General features: G+C 66.7%; 17 protein-coding genes. 9 read left to right on the forward strand and 8 right to left on the reverse strand.

Annotated features, from left to right (window positions below; genetic code table 11):
- Positions 1-16 precede the first annotated feature (16 nt).
- Positions 17-553, reverse strand: a complete 537-nt coding sequence (locus tag ACH49N_RS15185; RefSeq protein WP_358273054.1) for an OsmC family protein — start codon at positions 551-553, stop codon at positions 17-19.
- A 226-nt stretch (positions 554-779) separates the two neighbouring features.
- The gene (locus ACH49N_RS15190; protein WP_250769551.1) at positions 780-2189 is read right to left on the reverse strand and encodes a PLP-dependent aminotransferase family protein; all 1410 of its coding nucleotides are present in this window, start codon (positions 2187-2189) and stop codon (positions 780-782) included.
- A 49-nt stretch (positions 2190-2238) separates the two neighbouring features.
- Here ACH49N_RS15190 and ACH49N_RS15195 point away from each other — a divergent pair, with 49 nt between their 5' ends.
- Complete coding sequence (locus ACH49N_RS15195; RefSeq protein ID WP_358273052.1) at positions 2239-2697, forward strand: carboxymuconolactone decarboxylase family protein; 459 nt, start codon at positions 2239-2241, stop codon at positions 2695-2697.
- 17 nt (positions 2698-2714) lie between these two features.
- Here the strand turns inward: ACH49N_RS15195 and ACH49N_RS15200 are convergent, their stop codons facing one another.
- On the reverse strand, positions 2715-3122 hold the full coding sequence (locus tag ACH49N_RS15200; protein WP_159923944.1) for a DUF302 domain-containing protein: 408 nt from the start codon (positions 3120-3122) through the stop codon (positions 2715-2717).
- Positions 3123-3388: 266 nt separating this feature from the next.
- On the opposite strand from ACH49N_RS15200, the gene ACH49N_RS15205 reads away from it, so the two are divergent.
- Positions 3389-5674 (forward strand): bifunctional SulP family inorganic anion transporter/carbonic anhydrase, encoded by a 2286-nt coding sequence (locus ACH49N_RS15205; protein WP_358273050.1) that lies wholly within the window; start codon positions 3389-3391, stop codon positions 5672-5674.
- A gap of 1 nt (position 5675) precedes the next feature.
- Here ACH49N_RS15205 and ACH49N_RS15210 read toward each other — a convergent pair whose 3' ends face one another.
- Both ACH49N_RS15210 and ACH49N_RS15215 read right to left on the reverse strand, forming a co-directional pair.
- The gene (locus ACH49N_RS15210; protein WP_109333487.1) at positions 5676-6572 is read right to left on the reverse strand and encodes a diiron oxygenase; all 897 of its coding nucleotides are present in this window, start codon (positions 6570-6572) and stop codon (positions 5676-5678) included.
- Between the two features lie 100 nt (positions 6573-6672).
- A complete protein-coding gene (locus ACH49N_RS15215; RefSeq protein ID WP_358273268.1) occupies positions 6673-8193 on the reverse strand; it encodes an MFS transporter in 1521 nt (506 codons plus the stop codon).
- Between the two features lie 168 nt (positions 8194-8361).
- Between ACH49N_RS15215 and ACH49N_RS15220 the strand changes: the two genes are divergently transcribed.
- Positions 8362-9072: a TetR/AcrR family transcriptional regulator gene (locus ACH49N_RS15220; RefSeq protein WP_358273048.1), complete on the forward strand. Its 711-nt coding sequence runs from the start codon at positions 8362-8364 to the stop codon at positions 9070-9072.
- Between the two features lie 211 nt (positions 9073-9283).
- Here the strand turns inward: ACH49N_RS15220 and ACH49N_RS15225 are convergent, their stop codons facing one another.
- The gene (locus ACH49N_RS15225) at positions 9284-10333 is read right to left on the reverse strand and encodes an adenylate/guanylate cyclase domain-containing protein (RefSeq protein WP_250769542.1); all 1050 of its coding nucleotides are present in this window, start codon (positions 10331-10333) and stop codon (positions 9284-9286) included.
- Between the two features lie 151 nt (positions 10334-10484).
- Here ACH49N_RS15225 and ACH49N_RS15230 point away from each other — a divergent pair, with 151 nt between their 5' ends.
- Together ACH49N_RS15230 and ACH49N_RS15235 are read left to right on the forward strand one after the other, a co-directional pair.
- Positions 10485-11189 (forward strand): DUF6319 family protein, encoded by a 705-nt coding sequence (locus tag ACH49N_RS15230; RefSeq protein WP_358273047.1) that lies wholly within the window; start codon positions 10485-10487, stop codon positions 11187-11189.
- A 193-nt stretch (positions 11190-11382) separates the two neighbouring features.
- Positions 11383-12036 (forward strand): serine protease, encoded by a 654-nt coding sequence (locus tag ACH49N_RS15235; protein WP_159923952.1) that lies wholly within the window; start codon positions 11383-11385, stop codon positions 12034-12036.
- Positions 12037-12104: 68 nt separating this feature from the next.
- Here ACH49N_RS15235 and ilvD read toward each other — a convergent pair whose 3' ends face one another.
- Entirely contained in the window at positions 12105-13799 is a 1695-nt protein-coding gene (ilvD, locus tag ACH49N_RS15240; protein WP_109333477.1) for a dihydroxy-acid dehydratase, read from the reverse strand.
- Positions 13800-13924: 125 nt separating this feature from the next.
- Between ilvD and ACH49N_RS15245 the strand changes: the two genes are divergently transcribed.
- The 4 genes from ACH49N_RS15245 (at position 13925) to ACH49N_RS15260 (ending at position 18830) form a co-directional block, all read left to right on the forward strand.
- Complete coding sequence (locus tag ACH49N_RS15245; RefSeq protein ID WP_397504676.1) at positions 13925-14935, forward strand: aldo/keto reductase; 1011 nt, start codon at positions 13925-13927, stop codon at positions 14933-14935.
- Between the two features lie 44 nt (positions 14936-14979).
- On the forward strand, positions 14980-16248 hold the full coding sequence (locus ACH49N_RS15250) for an MFS transporter (protein ID WP_358273042.1): 1269 nt from the start codon (positions 14980-14982) through the stop codon (positions 16246-16248).
- Positions 16249-16338: 90 nt separating this feature from the next.
- Complete coding sequence (locus ACH49N_RS15255; protein WP_358273266.1) at positions 16339-17919, forward strand: FAD-binding oxidoreductase; 1581 nt, start codon at positions 16339-16341, stop codon at positions 17917-17919.
- Entirely contained in the window at positions 17916-18830 is a 915-nt protein-coding gene (locus ACH49N_RS15260; protein WP_358273041.1) for a diacylglycerol kinase, read from the forward strand. Before ACH49N_RS15255 ends, ACH49N_RS15260 begins: the two co-directional genes overlap by 4 nt.
- On the opposite strand, the gene ACH49N_RS15265 is transcribed toward ACH49N_RS15260, so the two are convergent.
- Entirely contained in the window at positions 18801-19217 is a 417-nt protein-coding gene (locus ACH49N_RS15265) for an RNA-binding S4 domain-containing protein (RefSeq protein WP_358273039.1), read from the reverse strand. The two genes, ACH49N_RS15260 and ACH49N_RS15265, sit on opposite strands and share 30 nt — an antisense overlap.
- Positions 19218-19237 lie beyond the last annotated feature (20 nt).

A 19237-nucleotide genomic window follows, 5' to 3' on the forward strand; every position in this document is an offset into this window, starting at 1 on the left:
AGGTGGATGTGGTGAATCAGTTCTCGCTGGTAAGTGTTTCGACCACGGTGTGGACCGGGGTCGAATTGCGGGTGAGGTCGAGGACGGGGCAGTGTGCATCCACCGCTTCCTGCAGCTCGCGGTAGCGCTCCTGCGAGTCGGGGCCGGTCAGTGTCACGACGACGCGCACTTCGCCGAACCCGGCACGGACCGACTCGTCGAAGCCGAAGAACCCGCGCACGTCGAGATCTCCCTCGGCCCGGGCGGAGATGTCGTCCACTCGGATTCCGAGCTTGTCGGCCCAGAAGCGGTAGGTCACCACCTGGCAGGACAGCAGCGACGCGAGGTAGTACTCGACAGGGTTGGCGGCGGCGTTGTCACCACCGAGCGCGGGCGGTTCGTCCACCTCGACGCGGTACTTGCCGAGAGTGACAGTGCTGGCCACAGCGTCGTGCGCCTGGGCGGACGCGCGGAAGACGACCTGGGCGTTGGCGGGATTCTGGGAAACGGCGTCGGAGGTGGCGGCGATGACGGACGACAGGTGTGACAGTGACGCGGTATCTGTGGCAGACATGGCGATCCTTCGAACGGAGGGTGTACGGGATTGGCCCGGCGGAGGGAAAACGTCACGCCGGGATGAGTCCGATCAGAGACTCGGACACCCTGAGGTACACACCAATGCGAAATCGACATGGCGGCGCCGCGTCAGCAGCTCGCCGGAATCGATCGCGCGGAAGTCGGTCACGGAACAGACTGTAACCGGAAGACACGCATTCCGACTAGTCCTATAGGAAATGCGCTCAACGTGTGGGCAGCGCACGGCACAGCGCGTCGAGTGTGGCGGTGAAGCGCGCGGACGACGGTGTGCTGTAGCCGACGACGAGACCGTCCGGCCGATCGTCTTCGGCATCCGGATGGCGGAACGTGCGCAGACCGATGACGGCCAGACCCAGCGCCTCGGCGCGTGCCCTCGTGGCCTCCTCCGTTCCTGCTGGAAGTTCGAGTACGACGTGCAATCCGGCCGCGATGCCGGCGACGTGCACGTGCGGTGCGCGGGCGGCGAGGGTGGCAACCAGGGTGTCGCGGCGTCGGCGGTACAGGGTGCGCATCCGACGGACGTGCCGATCGAGCCCGCCACAGCCGATGAATTCGGCGAGGGTGAGCTGTTCCGTAGCGCTGACCCATCTTTCGTAGTCGCCCTTGACCGCGAGCACATCGTCGATCAGCCGATCGGGGAGCACCATCCAGCCCACGCGCACCGCGGGAGACAGGCTTTTGCTCACGGTGCCGAGATACACCACGTGTTCGGGCGCCAGACCTTGGAGCGCACCGACGGGCTGTCGGTCGTAGCGGAATTCGCCGTCGTAATCGTCTTCGATCACTACCGCGCCGGTACTGCTCGCCCAGTCCACGAAAGCGGTTCTCCGACTGGGGTGAAGCGGGCCACCGGTCGGGAACTGGTGCGCCGGCGTGACGAGTGCCGCGGTGAGAGAGTGGCCTGTCACATCGGGGGGGTGCGCGCCCCGATCGTCGAGTTCCAACGGAACGGTGGCCACCCCGGCATCACCGAGGAGTGCGCGGTGCAGATGTAACCCATAACTCTCCACTCCGATCGGGCCGCCGAGAGCACGGGCGAGCAGCCACAATCCGTGTCCGGAACTCGCGCTCACCACCACCGACTCCGGGTCGGCGCGGACGCCTCGCGTGCGGGTGACGTATTCGGCTACGGCGCGGCGTAATTCGATCCGTCCCCGTGGGTCGCCGGGGCCGAACGCGTCATGGGGTGCCGCTGTCAGGGCGCGTCGTGCCGCGGTTGTCCAGGCGGTTCGCGGGAACTCTGCGACATCGGGGGAGCCGGGCATCAGACTCATCGGTGGTGGAGGTGGGACGCCCCGACGCATGCGGGGGGTTTGCTGCGGCTCCCGGGCGCGGTCCGCCACCCGGGTGCCCGAACCCTGGCGTGCGGTGAGCCAGCCTTCGGCGACGAGCTCGGCGTACGCGCCTGCCACCGTGTTGCGTGCGAGACCGAGGTCGGCCGCCAGGGTGCGCGACGGTGGCAGGACGGTGCCGGGTAGGAGTCGGCCCGAACGGATGGCCGTGCGCAGCGCCGCGACCAGGTCGGCGCGCGGCGTGGTCGACGGAGTGCCGGAGGAGGACGCCATGTCGAGGTGGAGATCCCGTCCCACGCCCGAATTGGCCCAGCTTTCCATGACCGGATTGAACCACGAATCTGGGCTACTGGCCGCATAGTCTTGTCGTATGACCACAACGGAACGTAAGACGCGGGTCGACATCGCGAAGAAGGCGCCCGCCGTATACAAGGCAGTGATCGCCCTCGACGCCGCGGCTCGTCAGGGACTCGACCCCGAGCTGGTCGAGCTGGTACTCACCCGGTGTTCCCAGATCGACCACTGCGCGTGGTGCATCGACATGCACACTGCCGACGCCAGGAAGATCGGGGTGAGTGAACAGAAGCTGTTTCTCCTCAACGCCTGGGAGGAGGCGCACGGCCTGTACACCGAGAAGGAGCGGGCGGCGTTCGTCTTGGCCGAGTCGATCACGGTGTTGACCGACGGATTCGTCCCCGACTCGGTGTATGAGCAGGCGGAGGAGCATTTCGACGAGTCCGAGCTGGCTCAGCTCATCTCCCTGATTCTCACGATCAATGCCTGGAATCGGATCGCTGTGAGCACGAGGAAGACGCCGAAGGTGCGCTGACTTCGGCGGCGGCGTGGTCAGGCGTTCTGCGCGGTGAGGGCGTCGATGGCTGCCTGCAGCTTGGTGGTGGCCTCGTCTGCGACCTCACAGAGGCCCTGCTCCTCGGCCACGGACACCATCAGTGCCGGATTCATCGCGTCGATGATGATCGTGTTCTCGTCGGACGTATCGGCGCGCACCACCACGTTGCAGGGCAGGAGCAAGCCGATCTGCCGGTTCACGTCGACCGCGCGGTGCGCGAGCGGCGGATTACAGGCTCCGAGGATCAGATAGTCCTCCATATCCTCACCGAGCTTCGCCTTCAGGGTGGCTTTCATATCGATCTCGGTGAGCACTCCGAAACCCTGCTCGGCCAGAGCCTGGCGGGTGCGCTCGACGGCGTCATCGAACGAGGTGTGCAAAGTCGTCGACAGTGCGAGCTTCATGATGGTGCTCCCTCGGGGCTGCTTTCCTCTCCCACGATACCCCGCGCGGTAGGCGAAGCATATGGTGCACGAGGTGCCGTGAGACGTTGTGGGCGGAGTGAACGTCCGGCCTCGGCCGGAGGGCAGGACGACAGGGTCCCGATGTATATGCCTGTTGTCCAGTTGTTTTCGTTGTGTTCGCGCGAAACCTTCAGTGTCGGTGACACATGCCACAGGACGGCATCCGATTCGGGCGTTTCGCCCGGTCGTCACCGTAAGGTGTCGACATGTCGATCCTCGAGAATGAGAAAGCGCCCCCATCCGCTGCCGTCCCCGGACCGACCCTCGGTGAGAGGTTGCGACGCAACGCCCGGTACGACGTGCCGGCCTCGCTCGTCGTCTTCCTCGTAGCCCTGCCGCTGTCGCTCGGAATCGCCATCGCATCCGATGCCCCGGTCATGGCTGGCCTCATTGCCGCGATCGTCGGCGGCGTGGTGGCCGGGTCGATCGGCGGATCACCCCTTCAGGTCAGCGGTCCGGCGGCCGGATTGACCGTCGTAGTAGCAGAATTGGTGGGCACCTTCGGTTGGCGCGCCACCTGTGCCATCACCGTCGCGGCCGGATTCCTGCAGATCATCTTCGGGCTCAGTCGAATTGCGCGAGCTGCCTTGGCGATCGCCCCCGTCGTGGTCCATGCAATGCTGGCCGGGATCGGAATCACCATCGCGTTTCAGCAGATTCACGTTCTACTCGGAGGTGGATCACACAGCTCGACGTGGGCCAATATCACGCAGCTTCCGTCTCAGCTCGCATCCGCACGATACGGCGAGGTTCTCATCGGATCGGCCGTGATCGCCATCCTGTTGCTGTGGAAGAGGGTGCCACGCAAGTTCGGCATGCTCCCCGGACCGCTCGTCGCGGTAGCGGTGGCCACCCTTGCCTCACTGGTTCTTCCGCTCGACGTCGATCGAATCACGTTGGACGGCTCGTTGTTCGACGCGCTGTCGCTACCTGCGATGCCCCAAGGCCCGTGGCTGGCGGTGGCAACAGGTGTGCTCACGGTGGCGCTGATCGCCAGCGTCGAGAGCCTGCTCTCCGCAGTCGCGGTGGACAAGATGCACGGCGGCGAAAGAACCGAATTCAACCGGGAACTCGTCGGCCAGGGATCGGCCAACATGGTCTCGGGGCTGATCGGCGGACTGCCGGTCACCGGTGTGATCGTGCGGAGTTCCACCAACGTCGCGGCGGGTGCGCGAACCCGGGCGTCCGCGGTACTGCACGGAGTGTGGATTCTCGTCTTCGCCGCGCTGCTGACCGCGCTGGTCCAGCAGATCCCGATGGCCGCGCTCGCCGGACTGCTCATCGTGATCGGTATCCAGCTCGTCAAGCTCGCTGACCTGCGCACGGCCGGGCGCACCGGCGACCTCTGGGTGTACGGGGTCACCGTGGCGGGTGTCGTCTTCCTCAACCTGCTCGAGGGAGTGCTCCTCGGCCTGGCTCTCGCCGTGATCCTGCTGCTGTGGCGGGTCATCCACCCGAGGATGCGTGCCGAGCCCATCGGTGGTTCCGAATCCGAGGGCTCCGGCCGGTGGCGCGTGACCGTCGAGGGGTCATGCAGCTTCCTGTCCATGCCCGCATTGACCGGGCTGCTCGCGAAGGTGCCCGACGGTGCGCACGTCACCGTGGAACTGGCTGTCGACTTTCTGGACCACGCCATGTTCGAGGCGATCGACGAGTGGAAGCGGCACCATGAGCGGTCGGGTGGAATTGTGGTGATCGACGCTCTCGGCACCGTCGACATGGACTCCGTCGGTGACGCGCCTCCACAGCGCGGGGTCGGAGTGGCGAGCGCCCGGAGGTTTGCCCCCTGGAAAAGCTGGCAGCCGCGGCACTCTCGGGCAGACGACTCCACGCCGGCCGCCCTGCGCCCACTGCTGGCGGGAGTAGCCGAATACCACCGGCGCAACGCCGCGCACCTACAGTCGCACCTCGACGACCTGAAGGACGGCCAGAGCCCCGATTCGCTTTTCCTCACCTGTTCCGATTCCCGCATCGTGCCCAACGTGATCACCAGCAGCGGTCCGGGCGATCTCTTCACGGTGCGAAATGTCGGCAATCTCGTCCCGGTGGGCCGACAGGACGTGTCGGTCGAAGCCGGGCTGACGTTCGCATTGGAGGAACTGAACGTCAGCTCCGTCATCGTGTGCGGCCACTCGGGGTGCGGCGCCATGAAAGCCGTACTCGGGCAGGGAGGACAGCGAGACGATCACTCCCTCACCGAGCAGGGGCCCGTCGAGCAGTGGCTGACGTTCGCGCAGCCGAGCCGCAAGGCGTTCCTCAGTGGTCATCCGGTGGCACGTGCGGCTGAGGAGCTCGGCTTCGACGAAGTGGACCGGTTGGGAATGGTCAACGTAGCGGTACAGCTACAGACCCTGCAGCGGCATCCGGTGGTCGGCGCAGCAGCGGCCGAGGGACGAGTTCGCGTGGCGGGAATGTTCTTCGACATCCCTTCGGCACGCGTACTCGAAATCACCTCGACCGGTGTGTCCTATCTGGACACTGTGCCCAGCTGACTCAGAGCAGGTGGACCTTCTTGTACAGCCGCTTGGACGGGCCGCCGACGAGGCCGACGCTGTCGAGGAACTGCATCAGCTTGGAACCGGACGTGCGGACGGTGTCCTTGTAGTGCTGGTTCCGCTTGGCCTCGGCGATGGCACGCTCCGGATCCAAGCCGGCATTCGAGTACACCTCTTTGCGGATCATGCTCTTCATGACGAAGTAGACGACGACGGCCGTGTTGAGGCGCTCCAGCTGCAGTCGTGCCCAGCTGGCGCCCTCGATGCGTCGTCCGACTTCCTCGCGTGCGAAGCGGATGTGCCGGGCTTCCTCGAGGACGTGGATCTTGCTCACCGTCCGAGTGACGGGCTGGACCCGCTCGTCCTTCATGAAGTCGCGCTGCATCATGTCGAGAATCTCCTCGGCGGCCATCACGCTGGCGTACGCATTGGCGCCCTTGAAGAAGCCACCCCAGATACGTCCGAGCTTGTGGATCACGGGGTGCGGGCCGTAACTCGGCATGTCGAGGCGTTCGCCGGCGCGGGCGAACATCACCGAGTGGCGGCACTCGTCGGCCACCTCGGTGAGAGCGAACTGGACGTGCCGGGAGTGCTTGTCGCGCCCGTACACGTCGCGGAGCAGCATCTGCATCAACAGGATCTCGAACCACAACCCGACGCTCGAGACGCTCGCCGCCTCGTGCTTGGTGAGCTCGATTTTCTGCGCGTCGGTCATCTCGTCCCACAGCGCGGTGCCGTACAGGGTGCTCCACTCGGGCGTGAGCCCGAACTTGTCGTCGGGAATGGGTGCTTCCCAGTCGACCTCCACCATCGGGTCGTAGGACTTGCGGGCCGAGGACGCCAGCAGGCGCTGAGCGGTCTCTTCGCGGTCGGAGACGACAATCGATGCGGTCATGACTACCCCTTGATCAGTGGCCGGTGCGGTCAATTAAGTGTGACAGCGTGTTACTGATACTGAACGATACAATGACAGGGGTCACAAGGGCAACGTTCATTCAGTCGATGTCGGCCGTCCTCTCGGCGGCGTCCCGCTCGGCCGCATCGACGCGAACCGACGGGTGTCGGCGACCGGGCGCCCACACTCCGAGTAGGACCGCGGAGGCGAACAACACTCCGGCCAAGACGACGGAGGCCTCGTCCATTCCCTTCAGGAATGCGTCGCGCGCGAACGTCGCCAGCTGCTCGCCCTGTGGGCCCGCCATGTCGGCGACGTGCAGCGCGGCAGCCAGTGAGCCGGAGACCGGTTCCTTCGCTTGTTCGGGAAGTGCGTCGACCGCCGGCTGGACGTTCCGGCTGTAGCCGGTGGCGAGGATGCTGCCGGCCAGGGCCACTCCGATGGCCGACCCGATCTCGCGGGAGGCGTCGTTCACGGCCGAGGCGACGCCCTGCTTGGCGTCGGGAGTGTTCTGGACGATCGCGGCGGTGGCAGGTGCGGTGCACAGTCCGATGCCCAAGGCGGCGACGATGAGGGGGAAGGACACCTCCAGGTAACTCGAATCCGCATCCAGGCGAACCAGCAGGAAGATTCCCGCGCCGAGGATGGCGGTGCCGGCCGCCAGGAGTGGCCGGAGCCCGACGTGCGGGACGACCAGCGGCATGACGGCGGACATCATGACGACCGGCACCGCAATGGGAGCGAGCGCCAGTGCCGACTGCAGGGGCGAGTACTCCAACACCAACTGCAGGTACTGGATCGCCAGGTAGAAGAGCCCGAGGGAGGCGAGGAACTGCAGGAGCAGTGACAGCGACCCCGACCCGAAGGCGCGATTGCCGAACAACCGCACGTCGAGAAGGGGATGTTCTCGGCGGAGTTCCACCCAGGCGAAAGCGCCCGCGGCGACGAGGCCGCCGATGAGCAGAACCAGGACGACAGGATCCAGCCAGCCCCGATGCGGGGCCTCGATGGTGCCGAAGACGAACATGCCGACGGCGGTCACGATCAAAGCGGTACCGGGCAGGTCCAGCGGAGCGTGGCTCGCGTCCCTGGACGAGGAGATGGTGAAGCTGACGAGCAGGATGAGCCCGGACACCACCGCCAAGCTGACGAAAATCGCCATCCACGACCACTTCTCGAGCAGCGCCCCCGACACCAGCATTCCGGCGATGGCACCCGAACCGGCCACGCCGGACCAGATGCCCACCGCCCGCCCGCGCTGCGACGGCGGAAAACCCGCTGTGAGCAACGACAGCGTCGCGGGCATCACGAAGGCTGCCCCCACTCCCGCGGCCACTCGCGATCCGATGATCCACTCGGGCGCGTCGTTGATGAGCGGCACCGCCGTGGCGACGCCGAAAACGAGCAGGCCCAGCATGAGGAGTTCACGGCGGCCGTACCGATCCCCGAGCGCGCCTGCGGGCAGGAGCAGGGCCGCAAGCGTCAGGGTGTAGCCGTCGACGATCCAGGTGAGCTGACTTTGGGTGGCCCCGGTGTCGCGTGCCAGGTCCGGCAATGCCGTGTTCAGCGCCGCCATCGCTGCGACGACGAGCGCGACCGCGCAGCAGGAAACCGTCAGCATCCATATCTGCCGGAACGTCCATCCAGTCGTGTCCGGTTGGTCGGCCTGTGCCTGTGGTGCCTCGTTGCGAGGATGCACGGTGGTCCTCCCGGTAGGAAATGAGACTGTCAGTATCGTTGGTAGACTGTCAGTTCACAAGTGGTGACCACGGCGAGAACGGCGGCGCAGATGACCGAGCAGGATCCCCGCAAGCAGCGTTCCCGCGCGAGGCTTCTCGACGCGGCGACGACCTTGCTCGCCAAGGGCGGTACGGAAGCCGTCACCATCGATGCCGTGACCGCACTGGCGAAGGTGGCGCGCGCCACGCTGTACCGGCATTTCGGCAACGGCACAGAGTTGGTGGCCGCTGCATTCGGACGACTCATCCCACCCGCGCCGACCGTGTCCGAGGAGGGCGATCTCCGGGACCAGCTGGTCGAGTTGATGGTCAGTCAGGCCACCCTGATCGAGAGCGCGCCGATGCACGTCACCGCGATGTGCTGGCTGGGAATGGGCCCGGCGCTGGAGGACTATTCCAGTGCGGCCGCGCTGGAGTCGGAGAAGCCGGAACTGCGCACGCTGAGGCAGACGATCGTGGAACAGTACCGCGCGGCGTTCGACCGGATCTTCGGGACACCGGAGGCCGCCGAGCAGCTCGGTGAGTTCGACTACGACCTCGCGCTCGCGCAACTGGTCGGCCCACTCGTCTTCACCCGCCTCGCCACGCTGACCCCGCTGGGCCGGGAGGCCTGTGAACGGATCGTCGACGACTTTCTGGCCGCGCGGGCCGCGCAGATCGAGACCGCGCGGGCCGCGCAGATCGAGACCGCGCGGGCCCCGCAGATCGCGTTGCGGCCGTCGCCGGTGATCGCTGAGGTTCCGCCAGCTCAGGCTCTGTGACGTCGACAGTTCGGGACCGCGTCGTTACCGTGGCACCTGCGCCCGGCACCCAATTGCCGGTCGTGTCGACAAGATGATGTGGGAAGGGCTTTCTCGATGATCACTGAAGCACTCAACTGGATCCTCGGTGCGTGGGGCGGGGTAGCCGCAGGAAGCAGTGGATACTCCATTCCGCCGGGAACCCTGCCCTTCGGAAGCTGACACCAGAGATCTAGCCCTCGCGGTCGCGTCGCAGCACGTACTGCTCGAGCCGTCGTATGCCCCGGACCCGTCGTGGTCGTAGCTGCTTGAGATAGCAGCCGGGGGTGTCGGCCAGTGCGCCGGCGAGCTCGTCGTCGATCAGCACCGTGCCGGGACGTGCCGAACTTGTCAGTCTCGCCGCGGTGTTGACGACGGAGCCGTAGAGATCCCCGAATCGTACGAGAGCCGGTCCCATCGCGAGGCCCACCCGGAGATTCGGGTCGCCCTCGTCGGGGAGTACCTGTTCCTGAAGAGTGAAGGCGATGGCGGCGGCGTCGGCCGGCGACTCGACCGCGAACATCACCTCGTCGCCCACAGTTTTCACCACCCAGCCGTGATGTCCGCTGATCACGGACGCCGAAGCCGACTCGAACCGTTCCAGCAGGTCGGCGAGATCCCGCGCGCCCAATTGGCGGGTGAGCGAGGTGTACCCGACGATATCCGCGAAGCCGACGACCAGGGTGCGGCTCGCCACTTCCTCGCCCGGGTTTCCGACGTTGCGGCCCGTCGTGGACGCGATGTGCCGTCGCCACACGTAAGCCTGCAGCGACTCGACCGCGGGCAGGATGTCGGCGGTCAGTTCGCGCACCTGCCGCCGGATCGCTTCCGGATCACTATCGGTGGAGCCGGCGAGCTGTTCGATGATGTGGGTGCTGATCAGCGACACCTGCCACTCGGCCAGCCTGGACATCGATTGGCCGAGCGCACGGGCAGCCGCCACTTCGCGGTCCGGCGAGATGATCCCTCGATCGACGAGAGACGCGATGGTGCGCAGGGCTTCGATGTCTCCCTGGGTGAACATCACCCCGTGTGGGTCGGTGTCCACTGCGTAACCCATGGACACCCACAGTCGGTCCGCCCGTTCGACCGACACTCCCGCGAACTCGGCGATCTCCAGCCGGGTGTATCGCCGAGGGCCACCGAGCAGCGACTCCTCCAGGTCGGCCTGGATGTCGCGGAGCAGGCTCGGCTCGACCTCCGGAACCGTCGCCGTCTCGTCGTCATTGGTGTCCGCGACCACTGCTGTCCTCTCGCGTGCGCATGCCTTGCCTTCGATCTGCTCTCAATCTGCCATTGTGCGGGCCCGCCCGGTGCGGAAACGTCGGTGGTGTGTGCGAGAGTTGCTGGGCTCACGAGCCCGTTCGCGAGATCACCCCAGAAAGGACAGCGCCATGCCGCCCCGTAGACGTTCCGGTGCAGCCGCCACACCGGATCACCTGACAGCGGAGAATCTCGAGACCCTCGCTGCCGCGATCGCGGAGGGCAGACGCGCCACCGTGTATCTGCGCGAGGCGATGCCGAGTCTTCGTCTCGAAGCAGGCGCGTCGGCGAGAGCTCTTTCGGTGCAGGGTAATACGGTGATGATTCGGCCCAAGGGTGTCGACGACGAGCTTCCGTTCGAAGCGGAGGAGCTCATGATGAAACGCCTTCCGGCACCGAAGACCGCAGCCGCGACCGCACCCGCCAAGCCCTCTGTCCACCAGGAGATCGAGCCCGGTCCGCCCGCCGCCAAGGGTCCGGCGCCGAGCACCGTGTCGGCGCCCGAGCCCATCGCTCCCGCACCGAAACCCGCGACGCCCGCGAAACGGGCCACGAAGAAAGCCCCCGCCGGCGTGAGCGTCACCATCCACGCCGGCGCGGACAACGACTGGAGTGTCACCGTCGCGCACGGGGCCAAACGCCCGGGTAAGGCCGTCCCCGTCTCGCCGGAGGCCGTGGAGCGCGCCGTGCGCGAACTGGGCGAGGAGACGGCGATCGAGGCCGTCGAATCGATCATCGTTGCGGCGCGCAACCTCGCCGCGGCGAGGGTCGAGGAGCTGAGCAGGCAACTCGAGGACGCCCGGAAGGCGCTGGAGGCGCTCGGCGCCGGGGAGTGAGCTGTGGCGCTCGGCGCCGGGGAGTGAGCTGTGGCGCTCGGCGCCGGGGAGTGAGCTGTGGCGCTCGGCGCCGGTAAGTGAGCTGGCGGTCGCGATTCTCCGTCGCATTCCCCCACGCGCGCAATGGGCGGGGTGGGATTCTTATGGGGAGACACGCGGCCGTCGGGGCTCATTTTCCGGGAAGGTTCGAACAATGTTGAAACGATTCGCGGCGGTTGTTGCAGCCACGGTGGGAATTCTGGGTTTTCTTGGCAGTGGTATCGCGACGGCCGCGCCTCCGGCGGTCCTCGGGGGTGGGTCGGGGATCGTGATGAATGACGAGTTGGTGTGCACGCTCACCACCATCGGGAATGACAGTGGCGGTCGCCTGGTCGGTTTGACGGCGGGCCATTGTGGTGATGTCGGTTCGACCGTGGTCTCCGAAGCTGCGTTGGACACCGGAGTGGTGGGCAGGTTCGTGGCGTCGAACCCGGCGCTCGACTACGCGGTGATCCAGTTCGATCGGGCGAAGGTGGTGCCGGTCAATCGGGTCGGCAACGTCACCATCACCCAGATCGGTGCTCCGGCCAGCTTCCCGCAGGTCGCATGCAAGGAAGGGCGAACCACCGGCAACACCTGCGGAATAGTGTACGGCGACCTGATGCAAACGCAGGAGACGTGGTCGCAGACGTGTGTGGTGGAGGGCGATTCCGGTGCACCGATGGTCGTCGGTACCACCCTCGTTGCCATGGTCAACGCGTATCTGGCTGCTCCATGCATCGGCCCGGAGATCGGAACCAACATGTCGGTGATCGTCGGCGACATGAATGCGAGCGGCGGTCCGGGCGCAGGCTTCCGGCCCATTTAGGCGCCTTCGGCGCTCGTGCGCCTTTCTGGTAGTGGGAGCAACCAAAAAGGCGCACGGGCGCGGAGCGCCTACCCGCAGACAGCGCCGCCGGAAGCGGAGCCGACCAGCTTGGTGTACTTGGCCAGAACGCCACGGGTATAGCGCGGCGGGAGTGGCTCCCACCCGTTCTTCCGGGCGGTGAGTTCCTCTTCGTCGACGAGCAGGTCCAGCGTCCCGGTGCCCACGTCGAGCCGAATCTGATCGCCGTCGCGCACGAAGGCGATGGGCCCGGCGTCGACAGCCTCGGGTGCGACGTGGCCGACGCACAGGCCGGTGGTGCCGCCGGAGAAGCGCCCGTCGGTGAGGAGCAGCACGTCCTTGCCGAGGCCGGCGCCCTTGATTGCGGCGGTGATGGCCAGCATCTCCCGCATTCCGGGACCGCCCTTGGGTCCCTCGTAGCGGATGACCACCACGTCACCGCTGGTGATGGTGCCGTCCTCGAGGGCGTCCATGGCGGCCCGCTCGCGGTCGAAGACGCGGGCGGTGCCGGTGAACACGTCTGAGTCGAAACCTGCCGACTTCACCACGGCACCCCCGGGTGCGAGTGAACCCTTCAGGATGGTGATGCCACCGGTCGGGTGGATCGGTGAACTCATCGCGCGAAGCACCTTGCCGTCCGGGTCCGGGGGTGCGATGTCCGCGAGGTTCTCGGCCATGGTCTTGCCGGTGACCGTCAGGCAGTCGCCGTGGAGGAGTCCGGCGTCGAGGAGTGCCTTCATGACGACGGGAACACCGCCGATGTGGTCGACATCCGTCATGACGTGCGAGCCGAACGGTTTGACATCCGCCAGGTGCGGGACGCGTGCTCCGACCCGACTGAAGTCGTCGAGGGTGAGTTCGACCCCGGCTTCGTGAGCGATGGCGAGAAGGTGCAGGACGGCGTTGGTGGATCCACCGAACGCCATGACGACGGCGATCGCGTTCTCGAATGCCTCTTTGGTGAGGATGTCGCTGGTGGTGATGCCTCGGCGAAGCAGTTCGACCACCGCTTCGCCGCTGCGCCGGGCGAAGCCGTCCCGACGGCGGTCGGTCGCCGGGGGAGCGGCGCTACCGGGAAGGGACATACCCAGTGCTTCCGCGGCACTGGCCATGGTGTTGGCGGTATACATTCCGCCGCAGGCACCTTCACCGGGACAGATGGCGCGCTCGATGGTGTCGACATCCTCACGACTCATCAGTCCGCGGGAGCAGGCGCCGACCGCTTCGAACGCGTCGATGATGGTGACTTGTCGTTCGCTGCCGTCGGACAGTTTCGCGATACCGGGCAGGATGGAGCCGGCGTAGAGGAAGACGCTGGCCAGGTCGAGCCGGGCGGCGGCCATCAGCATCCCGGGCAGCGATTTGTCGCACCCGGCGAGGAGGACCGAACCGTCGAGGCGCTCGGCCTGCATCACCGTTTCGACGCTGTCGGCGATCACCTCACGCGACACCAAGGAGAAGTGCATGCCTTCGTGACCCATGGAGATCCCGTCGGAGACGGAGATGGTGCCGAACTCGAGCGGGTATCCACCGCCGGAATGAACCCCGTCCTTCACCGACTTCGCGAGGCGGTCGAGCGAGAGGTTGCAGGGGGTGATTTCGTTCCACGACGATGCGACGCCGATCTGCGATTTCCCCCAGTCGTCGTCGCCCATGCCCACCGCGCGGAGCATTCCGCGGGCTGCGGTCTTCTCCAGTCCGTCGGTGACGTCGCGGCTGCGGGGTTTCGGATCCGAGATTGTCATGAGTCACAGCCTAGGCGCGCGCCGACAGCCCGGTCGCCCGAATCTCGTGGCAGGCCGGAGCCACCCGATCCCCATATCGATCAGTGCGATTCCAGACGGTGCACGGTGCTGCCCAGTCGGTAAAGATGGTCGGCATGAGTAACTCCCTCCCCACCGTGCAATTGTCCGAAGGGCTGACCGTGAGTGCGCAGGGGTACGGCGCCATGTCCGTCGCCCCGGTGTACGGACCCGTGGATCCCGGTGAAGCCCTCGCGACCCTGCATCATGCAATCGACATCGGTGTGACGTTCATCGATACGGCCGACGTGTACGGCGGAGGTGCCAGTGAGGTGGCGGTGGGCAAGGTCCTGAAGGAACGCCGCGACGAAGTGCAGCTGGCCACCAAGTTCGGTCTCGTGGGAAACATCGCCAACGGTCAGCGCGGAATCAACGGCAAGCCCGAGTATGTGGCGCAGGCGCTCGAGGCTTCGCTGGCCCGGCTCGGCGTCGACCACGTCGACCTCTACTACCTGCATCGCGTCGACCCGACCGTGCCGATCGAGGAGACAGTCGGGGCAATCGCCGAGCAGGTCGCCGCAGGCAAGGTCCGGCACATCGGACTGTCCGAGGCCACAGGGGACGAACTGCGGCGAGCGTCGGGAGTGCATCCCATCGCCGCGATCCAGAGCGAGTGGAGCATCTGGAGTCGTGACGTGGAACGGCACGTCGTCCCTGCAGCGGCAGAGCTCGGCATCGGATTCGTCCCGTACTCGCCGGTCGGCCGCGGCTTCCTCACCGGCACCTATGACCCGGCTGCCCTGGGCGAGCACGACCTGCGCCGGCGTTTCCCGCGCTTCGGTGACGACGCACTGACCGCGAATTCGAAGCTGCTCGACGTCGTTCGCGAGGTGGCCGCCGAACTCGACGCCACCCCCGCCCAGGTGTCGTTGGCGTGGCTCGACGCGAAAGGACGCGCATTCGGGCTGCCGACGGTGTCCATTCCCGGGACCCGGTTCGCTGCCCGCGTCACCGAGAATGCCGGTGCGCTCGCGCTGACGCTCACCGACGACCAGATCGCCCGTCTCGATCTGCTCGCCGATCTCACCGTCGGCCCCCGCTCGGCCGATCCCCAGTGGGTGTCCTTCGGGCGGGAGTAGCGCAACCGGCGGGTAACGGTCGCCGGGGAGTAGTTTGATCTGCGATGAGCAGAGTGTGGTTGGTGTGGGGTGTCGGGGTCATCGCCTATATCGTCGCCGTGCTCCACCGCACGTCGTTCGGTGTTTCGGGTCTCGCTGCGACGGAACGGTTTTCGATCAGTCCCAGCGTGCTCTCCAGCTTCGTCGTGCTGCAGATCGTGGTGTACGCGGGAATGCAGATTCCGGCGGGAGTACTCCTCGACCGGTACGGTTCGCGGCGCATGATCGCGTCCGGCGCCCTCATCATGGCGTCGGCGCAGATGCTTCTCGCGGTCACAGAATCGCTGCCGATCGCCATTGCGGCGCGGGTGCTCGTCGGAATCGGCGACGCGATGACGTTTATTTCGGTGCTGCGTCTGGTGCCGCAATGGTTTGCGCCGCGACGCGTCCCGCTGGTGTCCCAGCTGACCGGCATCTTCGGGCAGATCGGCCAGATCCTGTCAGCATTGCCGCTGATGCTGTTGCTCAACGGTCCCGGGTGGAACTTCGCCTACGGCAGCGCCGCCTCACTGGGGTTGCTGTCCTTCGTGCTGGCCGCCTCGGTGATCCGGAACTCGCCGCCGGGCCTCGAGGTCGTGGCCGCGCCCGCGGGACTGCGGGAGGTGGGACGGCAGATCAGAACCGTGTGGGCGCGTCCCGGCACTCGACTCGGATTCTTCACGCACATGGGCACACAGTTCTCGATGACCACGTTCGCCCTGCTGTGGGGGGTGCCGTACCTACGGTCGGCGCAGGGTCTGTCAGCGGCGGAGGCAGGCTCGCTGCTGACCCTGTCGGTGATCTCGGCGATCGTCGCGGGACCGATCATCGGCGTCCTCAGTGGGCGTTTCCCCATGCGCCGGTCATACCTCGTGTTGTCGATCATGATCAGCAATGCCGGCATGTGGACCGCGGTCCTCGCTCTTTCGGAGCCGGCGCCGATGTGGATGCTGGTCCTGCTCGTGGTGGTCGTTTCGGTGGGCGGGCCCGGTTCGATGATCGGGTTCGACTACGCCCGCATGTTCAACCCGAGCACCAGCATGGGTACCGCGCAGGGGATGGTCAACATCGGCGGCTTCCTCGCTTCGTTGCTGGTCATTCAGGCGATGGGGCTCATCCTCGACGCGATGGGCGGGTACTCGTTCGCGGCGTTCCGCGTGGCCTGGCTGGTGCAGTACCCGGTCTGGGCGGTCGCGATCATCGGTGTGCTGGTGACCCGCGGCAAGACCCGCAGGCAGATGGGACTGGTGTTGCGACCCATCCGGCAGGTGTGGCGGGAGCGCGGTCGACGCTGAAGCCCTAGTTACACTCTTACATGATGTGTAACACTATAACGCATGAGCAATGAGCGATCGGATGATCAGGCCGTCATGACGGCACCCCCGATGCAGTGGGATGCCTGGGGTGCGCCGGAGAAGCGGAAGGTTCTCTCCGACGGGATCAAAGCCCTACTGCAGCAGGCGCTGGGGGTGTCGATCACCGAGGCTCCGGAGCGGAACCCGGACGACGTCGTCCTTGCGCCGAGCGCCCTGTTCGAGAAGGACCTGGCCGCCCTGGCGACCATCGTCGGGGAGCGGTTCTGCAGTACCGCGCACACCGATCGCCTCCTGCGTGCCGGCGGGAAAAGCACGCTCGACCTGCTGCGTCGTCGCAGCTCGGAACCGCAGGATGCGCCCGACGCGGTGATCACCCCGGGAACCGACGACGAGGTGGGTGAAGTGCTGCGCTACTGCACGGACAACGCGATCGCCGTGGTGCCGTTCGGGGGTGGCACGAGCGTCGTGGGCGGTCTCGATCCGGTGCGCGACCGATTCGCCGCCGTCGTGTCGCTCGATCTGCGGAGGTTCGACACCCTGCTCGACCTCGATGCCGAGTCCGGTGTCGCGACCCTGGGCGCCGGTGTGACGGGACCGCGTGCCGAAGAGCTGTTGGGGGTGCACGGCTTGTCGCTGGGGCACTTCCCGCAGAGCTTCCGGTTCGCCACCATCGGCGGGTTCGCCGCGACCCGTTCCTCGGGGCAGGCGTCCGCCGGCTACGGCCGGTTCGAGGACATGGTGGAGGGGCTGCGCGTCGTCACTCCGGCCGGCATTCTCGACACGGGACGGGCGCCGGCGTCCGCTGCGGGACCGGACCTGGGGGAGTTGTTCGTCGGCTCGGAGGGAACCCTCGGCGTGATCACCCGGGTGCGCGTGCGGGTGCATGCCGTTCCCGAATCGACCGTCCGTGAGGGCTGGAACTTCCCCGACTTCGAGACAGGCGCTGCCGCTCTGCGCGCCCTGCGGCAGGAAGGTGCTATTCCCACCGTGTTGCGACTGTCGGACGAGGCCGAAACCGGTGTGAATCTGGCGACCACGGACAAGATCGGTGACGAGGCCGTCGCCGGTGGCTGCCTGGCGATCACCACGTTCGAAGGCACCGCCGCACACACCGCCGAGCGGGTGGCCGAGGCTCGCGCGGTGCTGCAGGCGCACGGAGGCACGTCGTTGGGGGCGGATCCCGGGAACAGCTGGGAGCACGGACGTTTCGATGCACCTTATCTACGCGACTCCCTGCTCGACGCCGGTGCGCTTTGTGAAACCCTCGAAACGTCTACGCACTGGGGCAATCTCGCCGCGCTCCGTGCTGCGGTGACGACGGCGCTCACCTCGGCGCTGTCCGAGCAGGGCACTCCACCGCTCGTCCTGTGCCACATCTCCCACACGTATCCGACGGGGGCCTCGCTGTACTTCACCGTGGTCTGCGCTCAGGCGGCCGATCCACTCGAACAGTGGCGACAAGCGAAAACCGCTGCGGGTGACGCGATCATCGCCACCGGCGGGACCATCACGCATCACCACGCGGTCGGCGTCGACCACCGCCCCTGGATGCGGAAGGAGATCGGCGACCTCGGGGTCACCATCCTGCGGGCCATCAAGGATGCGGTGGACCCGGCCGGAATCCTCAATCCCGGGAAGCTGATTCCGTGAGCACGAGGAAGACTGTCGAGCGGGTCACGGTCCTGATCAACCCGTTGGCCGGGCACGGCCACGCCCCGGTCGCCGGACGTAAGGGCGTGGGGCGGCTGCGTGAACGCGGTGTGACAGTCACCGAGATCATCGGGACCGACGCCGATCATGCGCGCACGCTCGCCCGCCGGGCTATCGATGACGGCACCGATGCGCTGGTCGTCGTCGGTGGGGACGGTGCGATCAGCATCGGCTTGCAGGCCGCGGCACGGTCGGGAACACCGATCGGGTTGATCCCCGCAGGCACCGGAAACGATCATGCGCGCGAGTTCGGGGTTCCCGTCGGCGATCCGGTCGCGGCGGCCGATGTGATCGCGGACGGTGAGGTCCAGGAGTCGGATCTCGCCCGGATCACGCTCACGGACGGTGCGATCGTCTGGGCGGGCACGGTGGTGGCGAGCGGTTTCGATTCGCTCGTCACCGATCGGGCCAATCGGATGACGTGGCCCAAGGGGCCGATGCGGTACAACCTGGCCATGCTGGCGGAGCTCACGCGGCTTCGTCCCCTGGACTATTCGATCGAACTGGACGACGCCACTGTGCAGGTGGACGCCACACTGGTTGCGGTGGGCAACGGCCGATCCTACGGCGGCGGAATGCAGATCTGCCCCGGAGCGAACAAGGCCGACGGCCTTCTCGACGTCACCGTGGTGGGATATGGATCACGGGCTCGGCTGGTCCGGTTGTTCCCCCGGGTCTACAAGGGCACCCATGTCGATCTTCCCGAAGTGCAGACCTACCGTTCGCGGACGGTGCGGTTGCGGTGCGAAGGCATCACGGTCTACGCGGACGGTGACCGCGTCGGTCCGCTCCCGGTGACGATCGAGGCCGTGCCCGGCGCGCTACACATCCTCAGCCATACCCCGGTCTGAGTCCGTCATCCCACGGAGCCGATCCATCTCCCGACGTTCGCGTTTGGTCGGCCGGCCGGCCCCGCGGTCGCGCCGGGGAAGAGAGGCGAGAACCTCGAGAGGAGGAGGTGGCGGTGTGTTGTCGGTGTAGCACTCCGCGGCGATGACAGCACCGACTCGCTTGGCGATGGGGCGGGTCACTTCCACGATGCGCTCGGTTCCGGCGGCGCGAATACGGACCTCGTCGCCCACCTTCACCGGCTGCGCAGGCTTGGCCGGGGAGCCGTTGACCCGCACGTGCCCCGACCGGCACGCCGCAGCTGCCGCCGAGCGCGTCTTGAACAGCCGGACCGCCCAGGTCCAGCTGTCGACGCGCACGCTCGCGGGGTCGGTACCCGAAGTCACCACGCGACCAGAATACGAGAGGC

This window comes from Rhodococcus sp. NPDC019647 (assembly GCF_044389235.1).
GTDB lineage: Bacteria > Actinomycetota > Actinomycetes > Mycobacteriales > Mycobacteriaceae > Rhodococcus_F > Rhodococcus_F oxybenzonivorans.